At 48.4% G+C, this 21,333-nt stretch carries 25 protein-coding genes; 12 read left to right on the top strand and 13 right to left on the bottom strand.

From position 1 onward, the window contains the following. Positions 1-67: 67 nt before the first annotated feature. Positions 68-574 carry a thiol peroxidase gene (tpx, locus tag Q7P67_RS04220; protein WP_303850657.1) on the top strand — a complete coding sequence of 169 codons (507 nt, stop codon included), beginning with the start codon at positions 68-70 and terminating at the stop codon, positions 572-574. Between the two features lie 86 nt (positions 575-660). On the opposite strand, the gene Q7P67_RS04215 is transcribed toward tpx, so the two are convergent. Continuing rightward, complete coding sequence (locus tag Q7P67_RS04215) at positions 661-1,257, bottom strand: hypothetical protein (protein WP_303850656.1); 597 nt, start codon at positions 1,255-1,257, stop codon at positions 661-663. 49 nt (positions 1,258-1,306) lie between these two features. Continuing rightward, positions 1,307-1,855, bottom strand: a complete 549-nt coding sequence (locus Q7P67_RS04210; RefSeq protein ID WP_303850655.1) for a DJ-1 family glyoxalase III — start codon at positions 1,853-1,855, stop codon at positions 1,307-1,309. Positions 1,856-1,960: 105 nt separating this feature from the next. Here Q7P67_RS04210 and Q7P67_RS04205 point away from each other — a divergent pair, with 105 nt between their 5' ends. The 11 genes from Q7P67_RS04205 (at position 1,961) to Q7P67_RS04155 (ending at position 11,116) form a co-directional block, all read left to right on the top strand. Then, complete coding sequence (locus tag Q7P67_RS04205) at positions 1,961-3,310, top strand: TrpB-like pyridoxal phosphate-dependent enzyme (protein WP_303850654.1); 1,350 nt, start codon at positions 1,961-1,963, stop codon at positions 3,308-3,310. After that, positions 3,310-3,876 carry an epoxyqueuosine reductase QueH gene (locus Q7P67_RS04200; protein WP_303850653.1) on the top strand — a complete coding sequence of 189 codons (567 nt, stop codon included), beginning with the start codon at positions 3,310-3,312 and terminating at the stop codon, positions 3,874-3,876. The genes Q7P67_RS04205 and Q7P67_RS04200 overlap by 1 nt, the downstream gene beginning before the upstream one ends. Before the next feature lie 199 nt (positions 3,877-4,075). Continuing rightward, positions 4,076-5,845, top strand: coding sequence for a methyl-accepting chemotaxis protein (locus Q7P67_RS04195; RefSeq protein ID WP_303850652.1), 1,770 nt, complete (start codon positions 4,076-4,078; stop codon positions 5,843-5,845). A 104-nt stretch (positions 5,846-5,949) separates the two neighbouring features. Continuing rightward, the gene (locus Q7P67_RS04190; protein ID WP_303850651.1) at positions 5,950-6,903 is read left to right on the top strand and encodes a UDP-glucuronic acid decarboxylase family protein; all 954 of its coding nucleotides are present in this window, start codon (positions 5,950-5,952) and stop codon (positions 6,901-6,903) included. Beyond that, positions 6,900-8,222 carry a UDP-glucose/GDP-mannose dehydrogenase family protein gene (locus Q7P67_RS04185; RefSeq protein WP_303850650.1) on the top strand — a complete coding sequence of 441 codons (1,323 nt, stop codon included), beginning with the start codon at positions 6,900-6,902 and terminating at the stop codon, positions 8,220-8,222. The genes Q7P67_RS04190 and Q7P67_RS04185 overlap by 4 nt, the downstream gene beginning before the upstream one ends. A gap of 3 nt (positions 8,223-8,225) precedes the next feature. Continuing rightward, a complete protein-coding gene (locus Q7P67_RS04180) occupies positions 8,226-8,453 on the top strand; it encodes a DUF2905 domain-containing protein (RefSeq protein WP_303850649.1) in 228 nt (75 codons plus the stop codon). 37 nt (positions 8,454-8,490) lie between these two features. Beyond that, positions 8,491-8,910 (top strand): secondary thiamine-phosphate synthase enzyme YjbQ, encoded by a 420-nt coding sequence (locus tag Q7P67_RS04175; RefSeq protein ID WP_303850647.1) that lies wholly within the window; start codon positions 8,491-8,493, stop codon positions 8,908-8,910. Continuing rightward, on the top strand, positions 8,911-9,765 hold the full coding sequence (locus tag Q7P67_RS04170) for a DHH family phosphoesterase (RefSeq protein ID WP_303850646.1): 855 nt from the start codon (positions 8,911-8,913) through the stop codon (positions 9,763-9,765). Beyond that, positions 9,755-10,327 carry a ribosome biogenesis GTP-binding protein YihA/YsxC gene (yihA, locus tag Q7P67_RS04165; RefSeq protein ID WP_303850645.1) on the top strand — a complete coding sequence of 191 codons (573 nt, stop codon included), beginning with the start codon at positions 9,755-9,757 and terminating at the stop codon, positions 10,325-10,327. The genes Q7P67_RS04170 and yihA overlap by 11 nt, the downstream gene beginning before the upstream one ends. Next, the gene (locus tag Q7P67_RS04160; RefSeq protein ID WP_303850644.1) at positions 10,290-10,871 is read left to right on the top strand and encodes a phospholipase D-like domain-containing protein; all 582 of its coding nucleotides are present in this window, start codon (positions 10,290-10,292) and stop codon (positions 10,869-10,871) included. The genes yihA and Q7P67_RS04160 overlap by 38 nt, the downstream gene beginning before the upstream one ends. After that, a complete protein-coding gene (locus Q7P67_RS04155) occupies positions 10,868-11,116 on the top strand; it encodes a hypothetical protein (protein WP_303850643.1) in 249 nt (82 codons plus the stop codon). The genes Q7P67_RS04160 and Q7P67_RS04155 overlap by 4 nt, the downstream gene beginning before the upstream one ends. Here the strand turns inward: Q7P67_RS04155 and Q7P67_RS04150 are convergent, their stop codons facing one another. From Q7P67_RS04150 to Q7P67_RS04100, 11 genes are all read right to left on the bottom strand, one after another. Beyond that, complete coding sequence (locus tag Q7P67_RS04150; RefSeq protein WP_303850642.1) at positions 11,117-12,445, bottom strand: caspase family protein; 1,329 nt, start codon at positions 12,443-12,445, stop codon at positions 11,117-11,119. It abuts the gene before it with no gap. A 1-nt stretch (position 12,446) separates the two neighbouring features. After that, positions 12,447-12,719 (bottom strand): flagellar biosynthesis protein FliQ, encoded by a 273-nt coding sequence (gene fliQ, locus Q7P67_RS04145; protein ID WP_303850641.1) that lies wholly within the window; start codon positions 12,717-12,719, stop codon positions 12,447-12,449. Between the two features lie 6 nt (positions 12,720-12,725). Beyond that, positions 12,726-13,376 carry a flagellar type III secretion system pore protein FliP gene (gene fliP / locus Q7P67_RS04140; protein WP_303850640.1) on the bottom strand — a complete coding sequence of 217 codons (651 nt, stop codon included), beginning with the start codon at positions 13,374-13,376 and terminating at the stop codon, positions 12,726-12,728. Positions 13,377-13,456: 80 nt separating this feature from the next. Then, positions 13,457-14,242 carry a hypothetical protein gene (locus tag Q7P67_RS04135; protein WP_303850639.1) on the bottom strand — a complete coding sequence of 262 codons (786 nt, stop codon included), beginning with the start codon at positions 14,240-14,242 and terminating at the stop codon, positions 13,457-13,459. Then, positions 14,226-14,513: a FliM/FliN family flagellar motor C-terminal domain-containing protein gene (locus Q7P67_RS04130; RefSeq protein ID WP_303850638.1), complete on the bottom strand. Its 288-nt coding sequence runs from the start codon at positions 14,511-14,513 to the stop codon at positions 14,226-14,228. Before Q7P67_RS04130 ends, Q7P67_RS04135 begins: the two co-directional genes overlap by 17 nt. A 5-nt stretch (positions 14,514-14,518) precedes the next feature. After that, on the bottom strand, positions 14,519-15,025 hold the full coding sequence (locus tag Q7P67_RS04125; RefSeq protein WP_303850637.1) for a flagellar basal body-associated FliL family protein: 507 nt from the start codon (positions 15,023-15,025) through the stop codon (positions 14,519-14,521). After that, entirely contained in the window at positions 15,025-15,789 is a 765-nt protein-coding gene (locus Q7P67_RS04120; protein WP_303850636.1) for an OmpA family protein, read from the bottom strand. The genes Q7P67_RS04125 and Q7P67_RS04120 overlap by 1 nt, the downstream gene beginning before the upstream one ends. Positions 15,790-15,809: 20 nt before the next feature. Beyond that, a complete protein-coding gene (locus tag Q7P67_RS04115; RefSeq protein ID WP_303850635.1) occupies positions 15,810-16,574 on the bottom strand; it encodes a motility protein A in 765 nt (254 codons plus the stop codon). A 161-nt stretch (positions 16,575-16,735) separates the two neighbouring features. After that, positions 16,736-19,258: a flagellar hook-basal body complex protein gene (locus Q7P67_RS04110; protein ID WP_303850634.1), complete on the bottom strand. Its 2,523-nt coding sequence runs from the start codon at positions 19,256-19,258 to the stop codon at positions 16,736-16,738. Positions 19,259-19,270: 12 nt separating this feature from the next. After that, entirely contained in the window at positions 19,271-19,960 is a 690-nt protein-coding gene (locus Q7P67_RS04105; RefSeq protein WP_303850633.1) for a flagellar hook assembly protein FlgD, read from the bottom strand. Between the two features lie 18 nt (positions 19,961-19,978). Next, positions 19,979-21,301: a flagellar hook-length control protein FliK gene (locus tag Q7P67_RS04100; RefSeq protein WP_303850632.1), complete on the bottom strand. Its 1,323-nt coding sequence runs from the start codon at positions 21,299-21,301 to the stop codon at positions 19,979-19,981. Positions 21,302-21,333 lie beyond the last annotated feature (32 nt).

Raw genomic sequence — 21,333 nt, 5'->3', positions numbered from 1 at the left:
CCTTTATATGTCATTAAAGCATATAATTAGTGTATAATTACGCATATCCAAAATCAAGGAGATTTATATGGAAAGAACCGGCATTGTAACCATGAAAGGAAATCCCATGACGCTTGTTGGCGGCGAAGTAAAAGTCGGCGATAAAGTCCCGGATTTCACAGTTGTGTCCCAGACACTTGCACCAGTTTCACTTAAAGATTATGCAGGTAAAACTAAAGTTATCAGCGTCACACCCTCGCTGGATACACCCGTATGCGATTTTCAGCTCCGCAGACTCAACACAGAGGTTGCATCCATGGGCGACGATATAATAATGCTCAACATCAGCATGGATCTTCCCTTTGCCATCAAGAGATTCTGCACAGTTGCGGAGATAGATAAGGCAGTTGCGCTCTCCGACCACAGAGACGCATCCTTCGGAACAGCTTTCGGCGTTCTGATAAAGGAACTCCGCCTGCTCGCCCGCGCTGTATTCGTTGTGGACAAAAACGATGTTGTGACCTATGCGGAGATAGTACCCGAAGCGACAAATGCACCGGACTATGAAAAACTGCTTGCTTTCATAAAAAAATAAATAGAGATCGCCGCGTCGCCGGCGCTCCCCGCGAAGACAGAAAATGTCTCTGAGGGGAAGCCGCAGGCTGACGCGGCAGTCTCAGATTATGCGGTAAAAGTCGTGTCAATATCTATTCCGCCGCTGTCGAAAGCAAAGGTGGATTCATAGTGCTCCTCCCCGTCGAACAGGTCGGCGTACTCTTTCAGCAGAGCATCTATCTCCCTTTTGCTGTCGGCGTTTTCATATTTTATCTGAAACTCTATAGCACGTTCAAATTTTGGCATCTGAGAAGCAAGCCCTATGAAGTTGGTCATATCCTCTGAAAGTTCGGGATTATTTTCGAAAAGTTCCTGAATTTCGCCGATATCCTCTCTGTCGCCTGCAATGTTCAGACTGCCATCCGAACCCACGGTGAAAGTTACGGCTTCGTCCGTGCTTATGCCCGCTCTTCTGAAAGCCTCGTTAATCTGTTCCTCCATATAGGCGGAAATTTCCTCCACATTCTGACGCGTGGGAAGAAGAGGCTGTGTCTCTGTGAGGGAATTTCCATCCCCCATCGCCTGAAACTGTTCCACCGCCGATGTGCCGGACATGTTCATCATCATAAGTGTAAAATCCACTTGTTCAGAGACAGTTGACGGTTTCTTAAACTGGACGCCGCCATCGTTTTCAGTCTCCTTAACGCTCCATATACTGTTCATAACTGCACCTCGTATACAGAGTTTTAGCAAAACGCGTGCTAATTACTTTTCAGACGTAAAGCATACCTTCCCGCAGTTTCTGTGCGGCAGTTTCGCTTTTCAGAAGCTCAACAAGTGTGAAAGCGAATTCCGGAGCTGTGGCGGGACCACGGCTTGTTATAATATTCTCGTCCACAACCACCTCCGCAAGCTGATATTCGCAGAGCTGTTCCACTATCCCTTTAAACGTCGGGTAGCAGGTCATCATGCAGTCCTTTATCTGTCCGCTCTTTGCGAGCATATAAGGTGAAGCGCATATGGCGGCAACAAACCGCTCTTCACGCATGTATTTTCTTATTATATTCTGGACGTTCTCGTCCTCATCTATATTTTTTGCGCCCTGAAGTCCGCCCGGCAGAACTATCATATCGAATTCGTTGGCGTCTATCCTTGAAATCTCCGTGTCCGCCTCCATACGCATACCTCTGGCGCTTTCAACAAGCCCCTCTTTCAGCGCACAGGTGACTGTTTCTATCTCTGCCCTGCGGAGGATGTCCACAACAGTGACCGCCTCAATCTCTTCAAATCCGTCCGCAAGTATAACAAGCACCTTTTTCATATCTCACCTCACATAAATAAAATACCACGAAACCGCGGGCAAACTCTATTGAATTAAACATATAAATAAATTAAAATCATCGGGAAATCACAAACGGAGGTCAGTGTGAAAAAGATATATCTCAACCCCGCCGACATGCCAAAGAAATGGTACAACATCCTTTCGGAACTGCCGGACATGGCGCCGCCAATCAGCCCGGCCACAGGAAAGCCCGTTACCCCCGAAGAGATGACAGCCATTTTCCCCGAACCGCTCCTTGAACAGGAGATGAGTCCGCAGGCATGGTTCGACATACCCGAAAAAGTTCTTGAGATACTCTCAATCTGGCGTCCGTCGCCCCTTATAAGAGCAGAAAGACTGGAACAGGCGCTCGGTACGCCATGTAAGATATATTATAAATATGAAGGTGTTTCACCCGCAGGCAGCCACAAGACCAACACAGCCGTTCCGCAGGCGTATTTCAACAAAATATGCGGCATAAACCGTCTCGCCACGGAAACTGGCGCAGGTCAGTGGGGAAGTGCGCTCTCTTTCGCCGCGCAGATATTCGAAATGCAGCTGCGGGTTTATATGGTAAAGGTCAGCTATTTCCAGAAACCTTACAGAAAATCCTTCATGAATCTGTTCGGTGCAGAGGTCATTCCCTCCCCCTCCGAAATGACAAACGCCGGACGCGAAGCGCTGAAAAAAGACCCGAACTCTAACGGATCCCTCGGTCTCGCCATCAGCGAGGCAGTTGAAGAAGCCGCATCCCGCAAGGATACCAACTATGCGCTTGGCTCCGTGCTTAACCACGTCCTGCTCCACCAGACTATCATAGGTCTTGAAGCGCAGAAACAGATGGAGATAGGCGGCGACTACCCCGATATGATATTCGCATCATGCGGCGGCGGTTCAAACTTCGGCGGCATAGCGGCTCCCTTCGTAAAAGACAAAATGGACGGTAAAAAGGTTGAGTGTATCGCAGTTGAACCCCTTTCATGCCCAACGCTGACCAAAGGCAAATTCGCATTCGACTACGGCGACGTGGCGAAACTCACTCCTATCCTTAAAATGTACACCCTCGGTCACGACTTCATGCCACCAGCAATACACGCGGGCGGTCTTCGCTACCACGGCGACAGCCCAATCGTCAGCAACCTAATGGACAAAGGTCTGGTTGGTGCGCGCAGTGTCGGACAGCTCGACATATTCAAATACGGAACTCTCTTCGCAAAGACCGAAGGCATAATTCCCGCGCCTGAATCGGCACATGCCATAGCCGCGACAGCTCTTGAGGCGCTTAAATGCAAAGAGACGGGTGAAAAGAAATCTCTGCTCTTCTGTCTGTCCGGTCACGGATTTTTTGACATGGCGTCATACGACCAGTACCTCGAAGGCAAGCTGGAGGACTACGAATATCCCGAAGCAGCCATTGAGGAATCACTTAAAAACCTGCCCAAAGTGGATATGTAATGAATATACTTCTGCATCAATGCTGCGGTCCCTGCTCGGTTTACCCCGTGGAGGTGTTAAAGGGCATGGGACACAGCATTGCAGGGTACTGGTTCAATCCGAACATTCACCCTGTCACCGAATATTTCAGAAGATTCGAAACCCTCGCGCAGTTCGACCGCGAAGAGGGCATACCGCTTTTCACGGACAACGTGTACGGTCTGGAGGAGTTCGCAAAGAACGTCGCTCAGGATATCAGCGGCAGATGCTCTTACTGTTATACAGTGCGTATTGAGGCGACGGCGAAAAAAGCGAAGGACGAAGGGTTCGATGCGTTCACCAGCACCCTTTTTTACAGCAGATACCAGAACCACGACCTTATGAAATCCATAGCCTTAGAAATGTCGGACAAGTATGCCATAGATTTTTTCTATCACGACTTCCGCGAAGGGTGGCAGAAGGGCATCGACTGCTCGAAGGAAAGAAACATGTACCGCCAGCCGTACTGCGGGTGCATATACAGCGAAGAAGACAGATATATCAGTCAGATAAATAAAAAGATAAACTCCATCATATCCTTGCCCTGACACCTCTCAAAACGCTATCGTCGATTTCTATATTTTCCGTTTGACAATACAATTGCAATTATGACATTATTATATTATATGGTTCACTAGTTAAATTATTAACAATAGCTGAACCGCAAAACACAACAAGCTGCCTCTTTTATTTTATTTAGGCGATATTTTAAACGCACGCACCGGATATTTTGATTTGGAGGCAACCATGAGCAGTTTCACACGCAGGACGAGCGTGTCCTTGCAGCTATTGCTGCCGATCACGCTTATCTCTATCCTTATCTTTGCGGTCATTATTATGATGACCCGCCACTATAACAATCTTAACGCCGAAGGCATCGCCCAGATGCGCTCAGCGGAGATGAATCGTATTCTTACATACTATGTGACAGAGGTTCTTGCCAGCGATGTCACGGAAAGCGCTAAATATTTGGAAATCAAAAAATTCATCGATTCAAACAAGCTCGGCGAAAACGGATATTTCTTCATTCTGGACGAAAAAGGAAACGTTCTTTTCCACATAAACCCCCAGCTTACAGGCACAAATATATCCAAATATGACTTCATCCGGACAATGCTGGAACAGCAAAACGGTTCCATAACCTACCCGTTCAGCGGAAAAACAAAAGTGGTAAACTATTCGTACCTGCCTGACAAGAAGTGGATACTCGCCGCCGGATACGAGGTAAACGAGCTTTTCGCATCCTTCCGCATGGTTGAGCGCAACATCCTGTTCATAAGCATCGGCGGGCTTGCAGTGCTGCTTCTTTCAACTGTGCTCACTGTGCGTCTGTTCAAAAGCAGCATAGAAAAGATGCTAAGTTCATTCGTAAGTGTTGCCAAAGGCGACCTGAAATACACAGGAACGCCCGGTTTTGGCGGCTGCTGCTCCGACCACATGCAGTGCAACGACAGAAACTGCACGGCATACGGAGTTGAAGGCGAACCCTGTTACCTCACAGTGGGCAGCGAAGCTCCTAACTTCGGGATGGAGGTTCAGTGCATCAAACTGAAAAACGGCGAACTCAAATCCTGCGACGACTGCGAATACTACCGGAAAGAACTGAAAGCGGACAACGAATTTTCCAGACTGACACAATACAACTCCGCAATGATAATAAAGCTCGCCCGCTCCCTTAAAAGCATAAGGGAAACGGCGGACAAGCTGAACCTCGGATCAACGACTCTCTCCTCCTCAACAGAGGAGTTGGGCGCTAACATCACCCAGCAGAATCAGGAGGTCTCCCAGATTTCCACAGCAATGCATCAGATAAACGCAGGTGTAGAGGATGTCGCAATGAAGGTGACTGAGACTGAAAATCTCGCCAAACAGAGCCGCGAATACGCGGAGAACTCCGAGAACAAGACGCAGGAGGGCGAAAAGATAATCGGCAACATGGTTTCATCCAGCAAGCTGCTGATAGACAACATCAACACCCTTAAAAGCAATTCTGAATCAATGTACGACATATTGGGGCTGATAAACGATATCGCAGATCAGACAAACCTGCTGTCCCTCAACGCCGCTATCGAGGCTGCGCGGGCGGGCGAAGCGGGCAGAGGCTTCGCAGTTGTCGCGGATGAGGTACGAAAACTCGCCGAGCGGACAGTGTCATCGGTCAAAGAGATTTCGGACATCATAAACCAGAACAACAAACAGGTGGAAAGCGCCGTTAAAAACGTTGAGCAGAACATAAAGCTCATAAGCGGCGTTTCGGAGTTTATGGGCGACCTGAAACAGATGGCGCAGCTTACCAAGAACAACTCCATACTGACATCCGACAACATTTCGCAGGTTGTGTCCGCAGTGCAGGAACAGGCGGCGGCAATCTCCCAGATGGAACAGGCTATCCAGAACGTTTCCGTCGGCATAGACGAAATAACTCAGGCAACGTCGGTTCTGGCGGAAATGAGCACGGAACTGAGCACCGACGGTCATGTGCTGGAAGAGGAAACGAGCAGATACAGATATTCATAATATAACGGGCGGGTGTTTTTTCACCCGCTCCTTTCTTTTCACCCCTTTTTAAAATCATCCGATTGTGGTAAGATATTCTTTTAAATTCTCATGCGGAAGGTTAAATGAAAAGAATACTTGTCACCGGCGGTTCCGGTTTCCTCGGCAGCCATCTCTGCGACAGACTTTTGAAAGACGGACACGAAGTTCTTTGTGTGGACAACTTTTTCACCGGAAGGCGGGACAACGTAAAACACCTGCTGGATAATAAAAATTTCGAAATTCTCCGCCACGATATCACTTTCCCCCTCTATGTGGAAGTGGACGAGATTTATAACCTCGCCTGCCCCGCAAGCCCCGTCCATTACCAGTTTGACCCTGTTCAGACCACAAAAACGTCTGTCATGGGCGCAATCAACATGCTTGGGCTGGCAAAAAGGCTCAAAATAAGAATATTTCAGGCATCCACATCAGAAGTATACGGCGACCCCGAAGTGCATCCCCAGCCGGAAAGCTATCGCGGCGCTGTCAATCCGATAGGGATAAGAGCCTGCTACGACGAGGGAAAGCGTTGCGCTGAAACACTCTTTTTCGATTATAACCGTCAGCACGGCGTGGACATAAAGGTTGTCAGGATATTCAATACCTATGGTCCGAGGATGCACCCCAACGACGGACGCGTTGTCAGCAATTTCATAGTTCAGGCGCTGAAAAACGAGGACATCACCATCTACGGAACAGGAAGCCAGACACGCAGTTTCTGCTACTGCGAAGACCTCATCGAAGGATTCATCCGCATGATGGGTTCGAGAAAAGGCTTAACGGGACCCATAAACCTCGGCAATCCAGGCGAGTTTACAATTTTACAACTTGCGCAGAAGGTCATAGATATGATAGGCAGCAGGAGCCGGCTTGTTTTCAGACCGCTGCCGCAGGACGACCCCATGCAGCGCAAACCAGACATCACCCTTGCGAAGGCGGAACTGGGCTGGGAACCGAAAATTCAGCTTGAAGAAGGACTGAAACACACAATAAATTACTTTGACGATCTTTTAAGAAGACAAGGAGATATTAAATGAATATTGCCGTTATAGGAACAGGTTACGTTGGTCTGGTAACAGGCGCATGTTTTGCGGAAATGGGCAACAGGGTTGTCTGTGTGGATATTGACAAGAAAAAGATTGAGAACCTCAAAAACGGTATAATCCCGATATACGAACCGGGTCTTGACACCATTGTACTGAACAACGTTAAGTCAGGCGACCTGTCTTTCACCACAAAGATTGAAGAGGCGCTGGAAAAGTCCAATATATGCTTCATCGCCGTTGGCACCCCCATGGGAGAGGACGGCAGCGCCGACCTGCAATATGTTCTGCGCGTTGCGGACAGCATCGGTCAGCACATGGACAAGCACATGTACATCATCGATAAATCCACTGTCCCTGTCGGCACTGCGGATAAGGTGCAGCAAACCGTTACAGCCGCACTTAAAAAACGCGGCAGCGACCTTACGTTCGACGTTATATCCAACCCCGAATTTCTCAAAGAGGGTGCTGCTGTTGCAGACTTCATGAAACCCGACAGGGTTGTTGTGGGAGCGGACAACGACAAGGCTCTTGAGGTTATGCGCGAGCTTTACGCCCCTTTCACAGTTAACCACGAAAGATTCATCGCCATGGACATCCGTTCTGCGGAGATGACCAAATACGCAGCAAACGCCATGCTTGCAACAAAGATATCCTTTATCAACGAGATATCCAACATATGCGAAAAGGTCGGCGCAGACGTCAACAAGGTGCGCAGAGGAATCGGCAGCGACTCAAGGATAGGCTACAGTTTCATCTATCCCGGCTGCGGTTACGGCGGGAGCTGTTTCCCCAAAGACGTTCAGGCGCTCATCCGCACAGCGAAGAACAACGGCTATGAGCCTAAGATTCTGGACGCTGTTGAGGCTGTTAACTATGCCCAGAAAAAAGTTATCGTACAGAAAGTAATAAACCGTTTCGGCAGCGACCTTAAAGGTAAAACATTCGCCGTATGGGGACTCTCTTTCAAACCTGAAACGGACGACATGCGCGAGGCTGCATCCATCACCATCATAAACGAGCTTACGGCTCTCGGAGCAAAGATAAAGGCATACGACCCCAAAGCTGTGCACGAGGCGAAAGAGTGCTATCTGAAAGGAAACGATGCTGTTGAGTACGTTGACAGCAAATACTCCGCACTTCAGGGAGCTGACGCCATGATACTCATCACCGAGTGGAAAGAGTTCCGCAGCCCCGACTTTGAAGAGATAAAGAAATCACTCATAAACCCCGTAATCTTCGACGGACGCAACCAGTACAAAAAAGAGAAGATGGCGGAGCTTGGTTTCGAATATTACCAGATAGGCGCTTAAACCTTGCAGACAAACGATATCGCAAGATTTCTGATAATCACCGGAATAATAATTGCGGCAGCGGGAGCTATTATGCTCCTGCTGTCCAAATTCGGCGGCATAAATCTTGGCAGACTCCCCGGCGATATCAACATCAGGCGTGAAAATTTCTCGTTCCATTTTCCCATAGTGACATCGATAGTCATAAGCGTCGTTATCACCATCATCCTCAACCTGTTTTTCAGAAAATAAACTTTCATTAATAGGCGATTCCTGTTAGTTTATAGCTATGAAGTCATACAGAAAAGAATTGTGGTTCAACACGTCCGCACGGATGGAATTTGTCAACATCACGCGGGACGTTGAGGACTGCCTGCGGGAAAGCGGTATAAAAGAAGGACTGTGTCTGGTTAACGCTATGCACATCACAGCATCGGTGTTTATAAACGACAACGAACAGGGACTCCATCAGGACTATAAGGACTGGCTGGAAAAACTGGCTCCCCACGAGCCTTTGAGCCTGTACAGACACAACCGCACAGGAGAGGACAACGGAGACGCGCACCACAAACGCCAGATTATGGGGCGCGAGGTGGTTGTCGCCGTAACCGGGGGCAAATTGGATTTCGGTCCGTGGGAGTGCATTTTCTACGGCGAATTTGACGGCAGACGAAAGAAAAGAGTTCTTGTTAAGATAATCGGAGAATAGATGCTTTTACACATTTCACACAACGATCTGGACGGCGTTTCGTGCGGCGTTCTCACAAAAAAATTTCTACGGGAAGTTGATAATATTTTCTGTAACTACAACGAGATAGACCAGATACTCGCCGAAGTCAACACGGCTGAGTATGAAAGGATACTCATCACTGATATGTCTCCGGGCAAAAGAGCTTTCGAACGCCTTCTTGGCGAAATAGAGATGATAATCATCGACCACCACGAGTCCTCTGTCTGGCTTACGGAGATGACCGAGTGCATACACGACATAAAAAAGTCGGCAACCATGCTCACCTTCGAATGGCTGAAGGATATGGGCAAAGACGTTGAGCCTTATCGCGAGCTTGCGGAGTGCGTCAACGATTTCGATATGTGGCACCTGAAGCGCAAAGACAGTCTCCAGATGAACATGCTCTTCATGAAACTGGGTGTAGAGCGCTATATGGAGAGGTTTTCGCGCAGACCCTACAATGGATTTTCCGCCGATGAACAGCTTATTGTGGAACTTGAAACTGAGCGCAGGGATAAATACATTCACTCTGCTGCAAAATCAGGCTTCTCTCTGAAAGACAGGGATGGACTGGATTTCTTCGTTGTCTTTGCAGAAGAATACAGCTCGGAACTTGGCAACCACATCATAAAAGACCTTGAGATGGATTACGTTATAATCATAAACATGCAGAGACATAAAGTTTCCCTGCGCTCCCGTCCTGCTGTGGACGTTCGCAGGCTCGCCGAACAGAACGGCGGCGGCGGTCACAAAAATGCCGCCGGATTTTCATTCGAGTTCGATTTCGGCACTATGGATTTTCTCCATGAGATAGGGGTGATACATGAAGGCTGAATTCATCACATCCGCAAAAGAACCGAAAGGCTATCCCGTAACGGAATTTCCTGAGATTGCATTCTGCGGGAGAAGCAACGTCGGCAAGTCCAGTATGATAAATACACTTCTTGGAACGCGCAAACTTGTGAAAGTTGGAAAAACACCCGGCAAAACCCGTCTGGTGAACTTCTTTCTTGTGCAGGACAGCATAATGCTTGTGGATCTGCCCGGCTACGGCTATGCAAAAGTATCCAAAGAGGAGAAGAAACAGTGGGGAGAAACCATTGAAAACTACCTCACCGACCGACGCCAGCTCGCCGCCTGCGTCCTTATCCTTGACATCCGCCGAGACCCCAACGAGGACGATCTGGGTATGCTGTTCTGGTTCAGCCACTACAACCTTAAAACTATAATCGCACTCACTAAATGCGATAAACAGTCCAACAATCAGAACGCAAGCAGACTCGCTGCCATCAGCAAACAACTGAACCTGCCGCGTGAATCTTTCGTTCTCTTCAGCTCGCTCACAGGAAAGGGAAAAGATGATATTTGGAAGAAAATACAGGAAACTGTGGCTTAAACTATTTTCAATTTTAGCCATATTTGTCTCCCTGTTCGTATATACGAACCTGAACGCAGCCATGAAGGAATACGAATCTTCCGTGTCCATTCTCACCAATGAGGAGCTTCTGCCTGTATTCGTGCACGATATTTCAAACGCAAAGCAGTCCATCTATATGGCTATCTACATGTTCAAGACATCGGATTTCAAACCAGGCGATACGGAGATAATCAAGCAGGCACTTATCAAAGCGGCAAAGAAAGGCGTTAAGATATACGTTGTCATGGACGATTCCAACAGCAGGGACATCACAGGCAAAATAAACCGCGAAACCGGGAGTGAACTTAAACAGGCTGGGATAAACGTGGTCTACGACCCGAAAAATACACGTCTCCACGCAAAAACAACCGTTATAGACGGCAGGATAACCTACATAGGCAGCCACAACTACACAGTAAGCGCCATGAAATACAACGATGAAATAACCGCGCGGATAGTATCCGACGGTGCATCCGCAGAAACGACGGAATATATAAAATCAATCAAAAGGGGGGAGAAATGAGAGTCCTTTTGCTTGCGACGCCTTTGATAATGCTCTGTATCTCGTGCAGTTCTGCCCCGTCAACACCTGCCGACGAGCTTTTTCTCTCCAGATGCTCAAGCTGCCACGGATCTGAACTAGCCCTGAAAAAGAAAAAGACCTATGACCAGTGGCTCGACACCATCAAAAGGATGGAAAATTTCGGCATGGAGATTACTGGCGGAGAAAGAAAAGCTATAGCCAGATATCTGTCTGAAAAGCAATAGCTATTTGATCATCAGTCCTTTAAGTACAGGGGCATAGCGTCCGCAGGAAGGACATGCAAATTCCATGGCTCTCTTTGCGGCATCATTCACTTTCCGACGCACATCAGCAATGCTGTCGCTGCGGTCAATTCCCGAATCTTCTATCTTATGCCCCATGACAGAGCGGAGCATCTCTTTCCTGTTCATAAGATTTTTGTATGCACTGCCGTTTACAGCCTCAACTGAAAATGCGGCTGTGATCCTGTGTCCTCCGGCATATGCAGTCACCGGAGCTATCACAACATACGGATAGTCAGTGTCAGCGCGTTTATATACTACTGTCGAAGTGACCGTAGTCACTCTGTCTTTGCGTTCGGGAGCTGTTACAGGCGGCTGATTTTTGAGTGAATCGTCTATTTCGCGGAGCCTTTTCAGCGCGTTGTTCGCCTCTATGGAACCCGGACTTTTGCGTATCACTGCCAGAAGCTGTTCCCGCTCTCCGCTTGCGGCAGGCGCAACCACTGACGCAGTCTGTTGCTGTTTCCCTCTGAAGAAAAGAAACTCGCCGTCGTTACCGGAAAGTTTGCCGTAAACAGGCGTCTGGGTTCCCGCGGAAAAGCCAGAGACCTCCGTCTGAATGAACTGTCCCAGCTCGCTTCCGGTGACAAGTCCGTCGCCGTTCACATCGGCATAACCGTTTATCCCGTCGATGAACCGCTTGCGGAAGACGCTGTCATCGGGCACCTGCTGGCTCTCGGTTCCTGAGGCGATGAACTCTTTCGCGGGTCTTGCGAGCATCTCTGTTTTAAAGTCAGGTATGGAGCGCAGTGTTTTAAAAACTGTGCCGGAAAAGCAACTGTCAAAAACGAAAAGCCCGTGTCTGGAATCCATCTCTTTCGCCCTTTCGGCAAAATAATCTATGGTTAAAGCACCCTTTTTAAATCCCGCCGTATCTTTAGCAGGGTCTTTCGCATCCCTGCCGACGACGTATCCGGTGCCGTCCAGTGTATGTCCGTGCCCTGCGAAGTATATGAGTATCCGCGCGCGCCTGTCCCCCGCATATCTTGCTATGAACTCATCAACAGCGGCTTTTATCCCGGAGGCGGTGGGGTTTACAGAGCGCCTGACATTAAATCCCTGTGCACTCAAAGCCATGGAAACAGCGTCCGTGTCCTGTCTCACTCCCGGCAGCTTAGGCCACCCGCCGCTGTAATCATAAACGCCTATGACAAGCGCATGGCTGGACGAATACATATCGTCCGGGGTGTCGGGCATCCGCACAACAGCCCTGTCCGCAGCATATGCCCCGTATGTTAAAAGGAGCAGACACGCAAGCACAAGGTTTCTCATGTTATTTACCTATGTAGTTGTGGAGATTGCTGAAAAGCTGGATAGTATATGTCATTATCTGATCCAGCATCCATGGGGCGAAGAGCATCACCGCAACGATAACGCCTATTATCTTGGGAATAAAGGTGAGTGTCATCTCCTGAATCTGCGTAACTGACTGGAAAATACTGATTATCAGACCTATTATCAGCCCGAAAAGGAGCATGGGAGACGCAATGAGCAGTGAAAGCTGGAGCGCTTTCGTAAGCATGTCGATAACTAAGTCGGGTGTCATGGTTTATTACCAGAAACTTTTGACAAGAGAGGTGACGATGAGTCCCCATCCGTCAACAAGTATGAACAGCATTATTTTAAACGGCAGCGAGACCATAGCCGGAGGCAGCATCATCATACCCATGGCAAGCAGAACGCTCGCCACCACAAAGTCGATGATGAGGAACGGCAGGAATATCAGAAAGCCCATCTGGAATGCGGTCGTAAGCTCGCTGACAACAAACGACGCCACCAGAACCGTATCCGGTATATCCGCAGCGGATTTCGGTCTCGGCTGATTGCTTATCTCTATGAAGGTGCGTACATCCTTCTTTCTGGTGTTGTTAAGCATAAATTTCCGCAGGGGCTGTTTCGCCTGAGTCAGCATCTCTCCGAACGTAAGCTGACCCGCCATATACGGCTGATACCCCTTTGTGTATGCCTCGTTGAAAACAGGCTGCATGATATAAAAAGTAAGTATCAGTGCAAGACCGACAAGCACCTGACTGGGCGGAACCGTTGTGGTGCCCATTGCTGTGCGCAGAAGCGAAAACACAATTATTATCCTCGTGAATGAGGTCATAAGTATAAGTATCGACGGTGCGAGGGAAATTATCGTCAGGAAAAAAATAAGCTGTAAAGTGACGGATACGTCCTGCGGTCCCGCCGCCTGTTCCATGCCGAAGCGGAACGCAGGGAAAGGAACAGGATCCGCCGCCAGAACTCCGGTAAAGGGAATCAGAAGTAATGCTATTATTATCAGCGTTTTCTTAATGACTTCAACCTCTCCGAAATGGAGTTTCTGGAAATCTCCACTTCGTCTTTTACTCCGGGGTTCTTTTTGAAAAACTTCATGTAGTTTACAAATTCGGTCTTCTTGTTGAATCCCGACTTGATACGGGTCACTTCATCTTCGTCCGAAACCTTTTCGATAAGGGTCATGGAGGCGTCCGTAACTCCCAGAATGTATATCTTATTGTCAATTTCGTAGAAATAAAGACTTTTGCGCAGGTCTATATCCGCCTTGCCCAACAGCCTTCCGGTACCGGGAATATCGGTAAAAACCTGCCTTTTGAAATAAGTCTTGAAAACCCAGAAGATGCCAAGCATGACAGCGAGAATAATGAGCAGTCCCCATATCATGCGAGCATAAGCCTGAGTCCCGACGACCGGATCAGTCTGCTGCACCTTGGGAAAAGCGTATGTGATTTTAAGCATTTTGGGCTGAGAAACTATTTCAGGAACCACCAGTTCACCGGCAAAATCGGTAATCAGCCTTTTTCTCGTGTCATCCGACGTGACGAACAGCTTTTCAACGGGCATATCCCAGAATTCCTGGCTGAAAACCACTGGTTCCGGTGTTTCAAAGCTGACAACGAAACTCTTATCCAGTTTCAGAGTGTTCACGTTTGAATAGCCCTGCTCGAAATCTATCTGTATCCTCAGTCCCGCATCGTCTATTTCATATGTCAGATGTGCAGCATTAGCGCTGAAGCTGAACAGAAACAGGACTGTTATAAGGATATATTTAACGGTACATGCCATTTTTGTACATCTCAGTAAGTTTCTCTTTGTCCAGTATCTCTGTGATACGCATGGCAAATTTATCATCGAGAACCATTATCTCGCCCAAAGCGAGCGGTTTTCCGTTCACAAGGAAATCCACAGGTTCTCCGGAAGTTTTGTTGAATTTCAGAATGGTACCCTTTTCCCAGCCGAGCAGATCGCGCACTTTCACCATCTTGCGCCCAAGCTCCACCTTAATGTCGAAAAGTACCTCGCCGAACTCGTGTTTTGCAATGTGAGTATCTTTCATATATTTTACTGCGAAACAAATTCTGTGAAATACACGTTTGTTATCTGCCCGAACGGCAAAAGCGAATTAAGTCTTCGCAGTATCTCCTGTTTCAAAATCAGCTTGCCCTGTGCCGAGCTTATCTCTTCGTAAGTTTTTGCGGAAAGTATCGTCAGGATAGCATCCCTTAGCTGCGGAACGCGTTTGTCCAGCTCTTCTTTCAGCATTTCAGTGTGATCCAGTTCAAGCTGGATTGTCACTTTCAGATATCTGGAACCGTCGTTATCCGCCATGTTGACGATGAATGTTTCGAGGGGATATAAAACTCCGACCTCGTTTTCGGGTGCCGCAACCTCTTCTTTCTTGGCGTGTTCGGCATCTGCCGCCTCGTCTTTCGGGGCAAGGAACAGTTTATACGCAAGAAATCCGCCGCCGCCGAGAATGATGAGTGCAACAACGGCAATAATGATCAGTTTAAGTTTCCCACCTTTCTTCTTCGCGCCCTCTTCGGCGGTTTTTTCTTCTTCTGCCATTACTTTCCTCCTTGTGTAGCCTGAGCCTCTTCTTCGGCATCAAACAGATTTTTGTTGGATTCCGCCAGTTCCGGGCTGACAAAGTTGATTTCAACTCGCCTGTTTTTCGCTCTGCTCGCGGGGCTTATGTTGGGAGTAACAGGGTGAAATTCACCGTAACCGGCCGCGGAGAGCTTCTGCGCGTTGACACCTTTAGTAACGAAATACTTCACAACGTTCACCGCTCTTGCCGTGGAAAGATCCCAGTTTGAGGGATACTGAGCTGTGGAAAGGGGCAGATCATCCGTGTGTCCTTCAACAACGACATTGAACGGAGATTCCGCAATAACGGCTGCGAATTTATCCAGAATGGGTTCCGCATCCTTTTTAAGCACCGCACTTCCCGGCTCGAAGAGTGACGAATCCATAATGCGCACTGCTACGCCTTTTTTGGACTCGGAAACCGTTATGTTCTGCTGCAGGTTTGCCTGCTGTGCATATGACTTTAAATTATCGCTTAATTTGGTTTTCATAGACTGGACGTTTTTAACAAACGACATACGGGACATGATATCATCTTTTGTATATTCTGTCTGGGAGCCTTCTTTCAGAACGCCGAGAGAACCCTGCAGCGAACCGAGAGCAACCTTTATCTTTCTCTGGTCAAGGGACGCCATGGAGAGCAGCAGGATGAAAAACGTCAGCAGGAGCTGGTTCATATCAGTGAAAGTTGTCATCCACAATGGAGCGCCCGGTTTACAATCGGGACATTTCTTTTGACCCATTTAATAAATCTCCGGAAATATCAGTTAAACTGCGACTTACGTTCCTTAGGAGCAAGATATGCGTTAAGTTTCTGCTCCACAATACGCGGGTTGTCACCCGCCTGTATCGCCATAATGCCCGCAATCATTATCTCCCTGATAAGGGTTTCCTGTGCGGAGCGTCCTTCCAGCTTAAATTTCAAAGGACCCGCAAACATGTTAGCTATCATCGCACCATAGAACGTGGTAAGTATCGCCGTTGCCATTGCAGGACCAATCGAGCTTGGGTCATCCATCGTCTGCAGCATCGCAACAAGACCTATGAGCGTACCTATCATACCCATTGCAGGACCATATTCAACAAGAGCGCCGAGAATCCCTGCTCCTGTTTTGTGTCGCTCACCCATATAATTCAATTCAGTTTCAAGGATGTCTCTTATAACTTCAGGTTCGGTGCCGTCCACTGCGAGCCTGATGCCTTTTTTAAGAAACTCGTCCGTAACTGAGTCCCCTGCCGATTCAAGAGAGAGTATACCGTCACGTCTTGCCTTAACGGCAAACTCAACAAGCATCTCAATCAGAGATGATGCGTTTTGTTTAGGCGATTTAACGGTTTTCAGAGTTACCGTCATAAAATTCATAAACGTGCCCAAAGGGAAACACATAAGCAAAATCCCGAAGCAACCGCCTATAACGATAAGCACAGACGGAATATCAACGTATTGAATTATTCCGCCGCCCATAACAAGAGCGATTAAAATCAGAGCATAGCCTAATACGGCTCCGATAACCGTTGCAAAATCCATAACGTCTCCGCAGAAGCGACAAACCGTCGTTTAAATAACATAAGTTTCACAATTATTATAAAGATACAGGATTTAAGCCATTGCAGTCAACAGAAATAATGGCGGAATAGTGATTAAGGAAGGGCTGCGGAGCTTGTCCCCGCAGCCTTTATGTCAGTTGATTAGCGTTTGAGTGAAAGAAGTTCCTGAAGCATCTCATCCGATGTTGTGATAACCCTTGAGTTTGCCTGAAAGCCCCTCTGAGTGGTAATCATATTTACAAACTCGCTTGAAAGGTCAACGTTGGAGTTTTCAAGCGCGCCGGATGCTATGTCTCCTCTGGAACCTGTTCCGGGAGTACCGACGGATGCGTCACCGGAGCTTGTTGTCGACTTGAAGGTAGTGTCGCCCACCTTCATAAGTCCCTGCGGGTTTGTAAAGGTTGCCAGAGCTATCTGACCGAGTTTTACAACCTCGCCGTTTGAATAATAACCGATTATCTCGCCTGCCGTATTGAAAAGTACGTCCTCAAGAGAACCTGTGGGATAACCGTCCTGAGTTGTTTTTTCAATGCCGCCGTCGCCGGAGGAGAGATATACGCCGTCAAACATGGATGCCGTTCCAAGATCTATGGAGATGTTTGATATAACACCTGCTCCGTTTTTCGGATCAAAGTTTGCCGTAAGGGCGGGTATTCTGGTTCCCGCCTCCGTTGCCATATAGTTGAAAGAACCGTTTGAGTTAAAGTGAAGATAAACGCTGCCGCCTGTGGATTCGTTAAATTCAACGGTTGCGTTTGTTTCCGGAGTGCTGGCTGTGAGCTTCCATACGTTGTCGATGGAGTCCACCATCTCAAAAGTGTATTGAAGGGTGTGTTCGTTACCCTGAGCATCATAGATAGTCTGCGATGTTGTCACAACGCCGCCGGTTGCGTTCTGGGTGGTCGAATAATCGTAATAGTCGTAGAAAGTGCTGTAATTACCGCTTCCCAGAATCTCAAACTTCATGAAATCCAGCGCATTCGGTATACCTGAGTTTGATGTCAGCACCAGCTTTCCGGCATTGTCGTCAAAACTGCCGACGTGCTGGGCAAGCTCCGATTCGGAAGAGGAACTGTAGCCGAGGTAATCAGCAAGGGCAACCCTGAGATCCTGAAGGGTGTAGTAAATATCATCAGCAGTGCCAACGACTCCGTCGGTACCTGTGGAGTAAACAGGCTGAGAGCCGGTACCTGTCAGTGCCGTACCGCCGATGCCGGAGGTGAACTGAATAACCGCGTCATCTGTAAGACCGATGGGAGAACCGCTGCTGGTGTAAAGGTTGATGAGTGCGTCAGTATCGTGCGCCTCTCTGAGGAAAGTCATACTTCTGCCTTCCGCGCCTTTTGCAACTGTCAGCGGGTCACTTGCTACCATGTTAAGTTCAAAGTCGGTGCCGCTGTACGCTTTATCAAAAGAAAAACCTGTAAGGTCGGGAGCAGTCCCCGTACCTGTGTTCGCATATACAAACTGCCCTGTGGCATCATCGTATGTAACCGTGAAATCAGAACCGCCGAGGACGTTTCCGTCTATGGACGATTCAATTTCCGCCGCAAGTTCGGAAAGGGTTGTAAAATCCCTGCCGGCATAGATGGTGTTTTCATAGAACAGAGACTCTCCCGTTTTAACATCGGAAGTGTCGTCGTATGTTCCTGCAAGACCCGTAAGCGCAACCGCAAGACGTGCGGAACCGCTGAAAGAGTTGATTGTCACGGCAGTTCCTGCGTTGGCTGTTTTCGCCACGCTTATCTTACCGTTGGCAACGGAAACTGTGAAATCCGCGGCACCCGCTATGGTGTTAAGCCTTGTTTCAAGTGCATCCGCAAGCTCACCCATGGTGGTGAAATCACCTGTTGTGCCGTATGTAAAGGTTTCAGCCGTGTTGTTGATGTAAACAAGAAGACTGTTATTGGTTGAGGACGTAATGCCGAGACTCACGTCCGTATCGTTATATATATTGCTCATGTCCGTAAGGTCTGTGGCGTGCGCTTTTATCTTAATCGGCTCCTCATCGGCAACGTCCATCTTAACGCCGTTTGCGGAGTATACTGAGAAAATGCTGTTGCTCGCCTGTGCGCTGTGCAGCAGTGTGGGAAACTCAAGCACATTGGGGTCTGCGTCTGTGCTGAGAATACCGGCAACGGTGGTTGCCGATGTCGATTTAGCTTCAACAGCCTGATAGTCCGTACCGACAACTATGTCTTCCGTGTTGGTGTCGGTTACAATCTCGCCGGTTTCAGGATCTGCCATCCATCCCTGAACGCTGTATCCTGATGCGGAAACAAGATTGCCGAGAGAATCGAAGTTGAAATCCCCGGCTCTGGAGTAAAGAAACTCGTTGTTTGATTTACCCTCAAGTATAAAGAAACCGTCACCCTGGATTGCAAGGTCGGTATCAACGTCTGTTGTTTTGTTGGTGCCGTCGGTGAAGATGTTGGAAACTGTCGCCAGAACGGAACCGAGACCGATCTGCGAAGGGTTTGTGCTGCCCACGGAGCTTGTTGCCGCGGTGCCGCCGGAAATCGTCTGGCTGAGCATATCCTGAAAGATAGTTCTGCCGGCTTTATAACCTATGGTGTTAACGTTTGAAATGTTGTTACCCAGAACGTCCATCGCCTGCTGGTTTACACCCAGACCGCTGATGGCTGAATAAAGTGATCGCATCATATCCGCACCTCGTTAATTAGTGAGTTCTCTGACGGAAATAACATCTTCGGCTGCCACCTCGTATGAACCGTCAACTTCGTATATCAGCTTGCCGGAATCCGTAGCCACGCCGGTTACCTGTCCGTTTGAATAGGTTTTAACCTCAATCTCTTTTCCGTCGGCGTCATAAGCCTTTACGGAAAAGTTGTAGGAACCGGTTTCCATTTGATTTCCTGACGAATCAGTGCCGTCCCATATGAGAAAGACCTTATCGGTATCGTTTACGCTGGGAGTAAGCGTGCGGATGTATTTTCCGTCCTCATCGCGGATAGTAACCGTGGTTTTTGCAGGGACAGCCGATGCCTCAAAAGATATCGCCGCTCCTGAGGAGGTCAGGGTGGTGTCGTCGCCTTCATACTCCATCACTTTTCCGATGAAGCTGGAGGCGGATGCCATCTGCGACTGAACGGAACTGCTGGAAATTACATCAAGTATCTTCTCCATGTTTTCGTTCATGCTCGCCATGCTCTCAACCTGTGAAAAGGTAGCTGTCTGCTGGAGCATCTGTGAGCTGTCCATAGGCTCTGTGGGATCCTGATTCTGCATCTGTGTTACGAACAGATTAAGGAAATCGGACTGATCGAGAGACCCGTGGTCGTTGTCGATCTCCATTTTTGAAGTATCGTATTTATCCGTATTTACGCTTCCGCTTGAGACTATCATTTTCTATCTCCCGCTTTTTCAGGCATATATTACAGAATCGTTCTCTTCCTGAGCCGATTCATCTTCTGTCGATGCACCGTCGGAAGAACCGGAACCGGATGATGTTCCGCCTTTCTTCTGTCCGTTGTCCCATCCTGCAAACTCATGGTGGTCAAAATCTTTGAAAAGAAATTCAAGATTTTCAATGGCCACGCCCTTGTCGGCAAGCTGCTGTTTAAGAGAGTCCATGTTGTTTGCGAAATAATTTCTGGCAGTTTCCGATTCAAAGGTCACTTTCCCAGTAACCTTGCCGGACTGCTCCGTAAGCTCTATGTTCACCTTTCCCATCTCCAGAGGGTTAAGCTGAACGTTTATCCTGCTGGCATTCTGGGATTTGGCTATCTCGACAAGTTCCGCGAACTTCATTATATCCTGCGGTTTTTCGATCTTGATTTCAGTTGTTATGACTTTTTCGGTCATATGCGTTTTTGCTGAGAAATCGCCTGTGTTCTGCTGATTAGTGTCCGCCTTCGCTTCAACGCGTCTGGAGGCGAGGTCTATAACCGTCTCGTCTGCCTCTGCAGTTTCAGTCTGAGTCGTCTGCGCCGTGGTTTTCACTTCAGGTTCGGCTTCCGCCGCTTCAGCAGTTTCGGTCTGGGCAGACTGCTGTTCAGTCACAGGTTTTGTCTGGGGTGTCTGCTGCTGAACCGCAGCCGGTTTTTCAGTTTGCTGCTGATTTTTTGCTGATTCGTCAGTAACTGTCAGCTTCTGCGGCTCCGTCTTTTCAGGAATTACGAACTGAGCCTTGGGTTCCTGTAAGGAATCCTGAATTTTGACGATGGAATCAAGCACCGATTCCAGAACCACAGGTGCCGCCTGAGGAATTCCTTCCGCAGGAGATATTATGGACGAAGCCATGTCGGTCATAACATCCTCCACCTGTTCAACGGTCATTCCCGCCTGCTGGAGCATGGTGAGAAGCTGCTGAACGAAAGCGTCCGCTTCCTCCTGTGTGTCCGCTTCGGCGAGGAGCTTTTTAAGCTCGGTCTTCGCCTCTTCGCTTATATTAAGGTTCTCTATCACCTTCTCAGGCGTTTCTGCGTCATTAACTGTCTCTGCCGTCTCCGCCGCCGCTTCGGCAGTATCCTGCGTCTGCTGTGCTGACGTGTCCGCTTTCACTACGGTAGGCTTCTGCTGGGAGCCTGTCTTGTCCAGATAGGACTTAAAAACGTCTTCAAACCCGGATTTTCCGCTTTCGGATGCCGATGATGAGGATCCGGATGCGGAGGAGGAAGAGCCTGACTGTGTCATGCCCGATTTCAGCACCGAGTTGAAAAGTTTTAACATTGATAGATTCTCCATTAGACACCTCCGTCAATTGGATAGAAAATATC

This window comes from Seleniivibrio woodruffii, from assembly GCF_029267515.1.
In the GTDB taxonomy this organism is placed as follows: domain Bacteria; phylum Chrysiogenota; class Deferribacteres; order Deferribacterales; family Geovibrionaceae; genus Seleniivibrio; species Seleniivibrio woodruffii_A.
The sequence above is the reverse complement of the archived record's forward strand: the minus strand, read 5'-3'. Positions and strand labels throughout refer to the sequence as shown.